The organism is Streptomyces sp. NPDC017890 (genome assembly GCF_044328675.1).
In the GTDB taxonomy this organism is placed as follows: Bacteria; Actinomycetota; Actinomycetes; order Streptomycetales; family Streptomycetaceae; genus Streptomyces.
Genome location: NZ_JBIRHU010000072.1, coordinates 1 through 4504, shown reverse-complemented (window position 1 = coordinate 4504; position 4504 = coordinate 1). Strand labels below are relative to the sequence as shown.

The following is a 4504-nucleotide window of genomic DNA, read 5'->3' as shown; positions in this document are numbered from 1 at the left end:
CTCGACGCCCTCGCCCACCACCGCCGCACCCAAGGCCACACCGCCACCTCCATCGCCTGGGGCGCCTGGGCCCACACCGGCATGGGCGCCGGACAGCGGGTGCTGCCGGGAATGCCTCCGGAGCAGGCGGTCGACGCGCTGAGCCAGGCGCTGGCGGCGGACGAGACCGCTGTGATGATCGCCGATGTGGAGTGGGCGAGCTTCGCCTCCCGGTTCGCCGGAGTGCGGGACAGGCCGCTGCTGAGCGAGTTGCTCGGCGAGTTGCCGGCCACCGCCACGTCACCGGTCGAGGCGGCCGGGGAACTGACCGCTCGCCTGCGGACCATGCCGTCGGCCGAACAGGAGCGCACGGTCCTGGAGTTGGTACGCACCCAGGTCGCTGCCGTACTGGGGCACGCGAAGCCGGCTTCGGTGGATCCCGCGCGCCGGTTCCTGGAGATCGGTTTCGATTCGCTGACGGCTGTGGAGTTGCGCAACCGGCTCGTGGCCGCCACCGGGATGCGGGTCGCCGCTTCGGTCGTCTTCGACCACCCGACTCCGGCGGCGCTCGCCGAGCACGTCCGCACCGTACTCACAGGGGACGGGCAGCCACCCGCGCTCGACGAACTGACCCGCCTGGAGGCCAGGTTGTCCGCTCTGCCACCCGGCGACGCGGTCGGCGCGGAGGTCGCCGCGCGGCTCAAGGCCCTGCTGTCCCGCTGGACGGAGCGGGGAGGCGACGACGTCGACGCGGCAGTCGATTCCGCGACCGACGACGAGATCTTCGATCTCATCGGCAAGGAGTTCGGCATCTCGTGATTCCTCCGCCGGACTCCAATTCCCCGTCGAACGAGCTCAGTACCACGTTGAGAGGGCAGGCTGCGATGTCGAATGAAGAGAAGCTTCGTCACTTCCTGAAGGAGATGACGAAAGATCTGCGACAGACTCGGCAGCGCCTTCAGGACGTGGAGGCGAAGAGCGGCGAACCGATCGCGATCGTGGGCATGAGCTGCCGTTTCCCCGGTGGTATCGCCTCTCCCGAGGCGCTCTGGGAGTTCGTGTCCGCGGGTGGCGACGCCGTGACCGACTTCCCCGGCGACCGCGACTGGGACGTGGACGGCCTCTTCGACCCGGCCGGCCGCTCCGGCACGTCCGTCACCCGGTACGGGGGTTTCCTGCACGGCATCGCCGACTTCGACGCGGGACTGTTCGGTATCTCGCCGCGTGAGGCACTGGCGATGGACCCGCAGCAGCGGTTGACGCTGGAGACCGCCTGGGAGGTCTTCGAACGCGCGGGACTGTCCTCCGAGGCCGTGCAGGGCAGCCCCACCGGAGTGTTCATCGGCACCAACGGCCAGGACTACGCCACGCTGCTCAGCGCGGCCCGCGACGAGGTGCAGGGACACCTCGGCACGGGCAGCGCGGCGAGCGTGCTCTCCGGGAGGGTGGCCTACACCTTCGGGCTGGAGGGGCCGACGGCCACCGTGGACACCGCCTGTTCCTCCTCGCTGGTCGCCCTGCACCTGGCGGTGCAGGCACTGCGGAACGGCGAGTGCTCGCTCGCGCTCGCGGGTGGTGTCACGATCATGACGACGCCCAGCACGTTCGTCGAACTCTCCGCGCAGGGCGGGCTGGCTGCCGACGGCCGCAGCAAGGCGTTCGCGGCGGGTGCGGACGGCACCGGCTGGGGCGAGGGTGTCGGCATGCTGCTCGTGGAGCGGCTGTCCGACGCCGAACGCAACGGGCACCAGGTGCTGGCCGTGGTCCGGGGCTCCGCCGTCAACCAGGACGGCGCCTCCAACGGCCTCACCGCCCCCCATGGGCCGTCCCAGCGCCGGGTGATCCAGGCGGCGCTGGCCAACGCCCGGCTCGCCGCGACGGACATCGACGCGGTGGAGGCGCACGGGACCGGGACCCGGCTCGGTGATCCGATCGAGGCCCAGGCGCTGCTCGACACGTACGGACAGGACCGGGACCGCCCGCTGTGGCTCGCCTCGGTGAAGTCGAACCTGGGCCACACCCAGGCGGCGGCGGGCGTGGCCGGGGTCATCAAGATGGTCATGGCGATGCGGCACGGCGTACTGCCCCGCACCCTGCACGTGGACGAGCCGACCCCGCACGTCGACTGGTCGGCCGGTGCGGTGCGGGTGCTGACCGAGAACACGCGGTGGCCGGAGAACGACCGGCCGCGGCGGGCCGGCGTGTCCGCGTTCGGTGTGAGTGGCACCAACGCGCACGTGGTCCTGGAACAACCTCCGGTACCGGATGCGTCCCGGGCCGGGGCCGGGGCGGAGCCCGCCCCGCAGGGCGCCACCGCGCCGGCGGTTCCCTGGATCGTCTCCGGGCACGGGGAGGCCGGCCTGCGGGCCCAGGCCGCGTCGCTGGCTGCCACGGTGGACACGCTGGACCCGTCCGACGTGGGCTGGGCGCTGGCCACGACCCGCTCGGCGCTGTCGCACCGCGCGGTCGTGACGGGTTTTGGACGTGAGGAATTGCTGCGTGGGCTCACGGCGCTGGCGGCCGGGGAGCCCGACGCGAACGTGGTCGACGGGGTGGCGGGCCCCGACTCCGGTGTGGTGTTCGTCTTCCCCGGCCAGGGGTCGCAGTGGTCGGGCATGGCCGTCGAACTGCTGGAGACCTCCCCTGTCTTCGCGCGGCGGTTCGCCGAGTGCGCGGCCGTCCTGGAACCGTACTTCGACTGGTCGATCGAGGACGTGGTGCGCGGCGTGCCCGGAGCGCCGTCGCTCGAACTGATCGAGGTCGTCCAGCCGGTCCTGTTCACGATGATGCTGTCGCTCGCCGAGTTGTGGTCCTCCTACGGGGTGAAGCCGTCCGCGGTGGTCGGCCACTCGCAGGGCGAGATCGCGGCGGCCTGTGTGGCGGGGGCGCTCTCGCTGGAGGACGCGGCGAAGATCGTGGTGCTGCGCAGCCGGCTCTTCTCCGAGACGCTGGTGGGCAAGGGCTCCATCGCCTCGGTCGCCCTGCCGGTGGAGCAGTTGGAGGACCGGCTCTCGCCGTGGGGCGAGCGCCTGGCCGTGGCCGGTGTCAACGGGCCCGCGGCCGCCACGGTGGCCGGTGACCCGCGGAGCGTGGAGGAGTTCGTCGCCGCCTGTGTCGAGGACGGGGTGCGTGCCCGTGTGGTGCCCGCGACGGTGGCCTCGCACAGCCCTCAGGTCGAGCCGCTGCGCGAACGGCTGCTGGAGCTGCTGGCGGACGTCAAGCCCCGCCGGGCCGCCGTACCGTTCTACTCCACGGTGACCGGCGGCTTGCTGGACACGACCGGGCTCGACGCGGACTACTGGTTCCGCAACGCTCGCATGCCGATCGACTTCGTGGGTGCGCTGCGGTCCCTTTTCGCGGACGGCTACCGCGTGTTCGTGGAGTCCAGTTCCCATCCGGCGCTGGCCACGGGTGTTCAGGCGACCGCGGAGGCGGCCGACGAGCAGGTCGTCGTGACGGGCTCGCTGCGGCGCGGTGAAGGCGGTCTCGCGCGGTTCTTCTCGTCGCTGGCGCGGCTGCACGTGGCGGGCGTCCGGGTGGACTGGCTCCCGGCGTTCACCGGTGCTCGCCGGAACCGGGTGGAGCTGCCGACCTACGCGTTCCAGCGGGAGCGTTACTGGCTGACTCCGGCTCCCGGACAGGGCGACGCCTCGTCGCTGGGGCTGGGTGCGCTCGACCATCCGCTGCTGGGCGCCACGGTGACGCTGCCCGCCTCGGGCGGATGTGTGCTGACCGGCCGCCTGTCGCGGGCGGCGCACCGCTGGCTCGGGGACCACGCGCTCTCCGGCGTCGTCCTCCTGCCGGGTACGGGTTTCGTCGAGCTGGCTCTGCAGGCGGGTCTGCGGTTCGGCTGTGACACGGTGGAGGAGCTGACCCTTGAGGGCCCGCTGGTGCTCCCCGAGCAGGGGGCGGTCGAGGTACAGGTGTCGGTCGGCGACGCCGACGAGTCCGGCCGGCGCCCGGTGTCGGTGTACTCCTGCCGGGAAGGCGAGTGGGTACGGCATGCCGACGGTGCCCTGCGCACCGCCGCCTCGGATGGCGGGCACGTCCCGGAGGCCTGGCCGCCGGCCGATGCCGAGCGGATCGACGTGAGCGGCCTCTACCCGTCCCTCGCGGAGCGCGGTTACGCCTACGGCCCGGTCTTCCAGGGTCTGCGCGAGGCCTGGCGGCGCGGCGACGAGGTGTTCGCCGAGATCGTCGTACCGCAGGAAGCCCGCGAGGACGCCGCCCGGTGCGCGGTGCATCCGGCCCTGCTGGACGCCGCCCTGCACGGCATCCGCTTCGGCGACTTCGTGTCCGACGACCGGCAGGCGTACGTGCCGTTCTCCTGGAGCGGTGTCACCCTGAGCGCCGTGGGAGCGGCGACCGTGCGGGTCGTACTGTCCCCGGCGGGGGCGGACACCGTCGCGCTCCGGGCCATGGACATCACAGGCGCTCCGGTCCTGTCGGTGGGGTCGCTGGCGTTGCGTCCCGTCACCACGGAACAACTGCACGACACCCGCGGCAACACCATCAACTCACTCTT

General features: G+C 72.3%; 2 protein-coding genes. Both read left to right on the top strand.

The window, feature by feature from the left end; translation table 11 throughout:
• A partial coding sequence (locus ACH4F2_RS35095; protein WP_398136734.1) for a phosphopantetheine-binding protein occupies positions 1–798 on the top strand: 798 nt, incomplete at its 5' end.
• A gap of 65 nt (positions 799–863) precedes the next feature.
• The coding region (locus ACH4F2_RS35090; protein ID WP_398136733.1) for a type I polyketide synthase at positions 864–4504 on the top strand (3641 nt) is incomplete at its 3' end.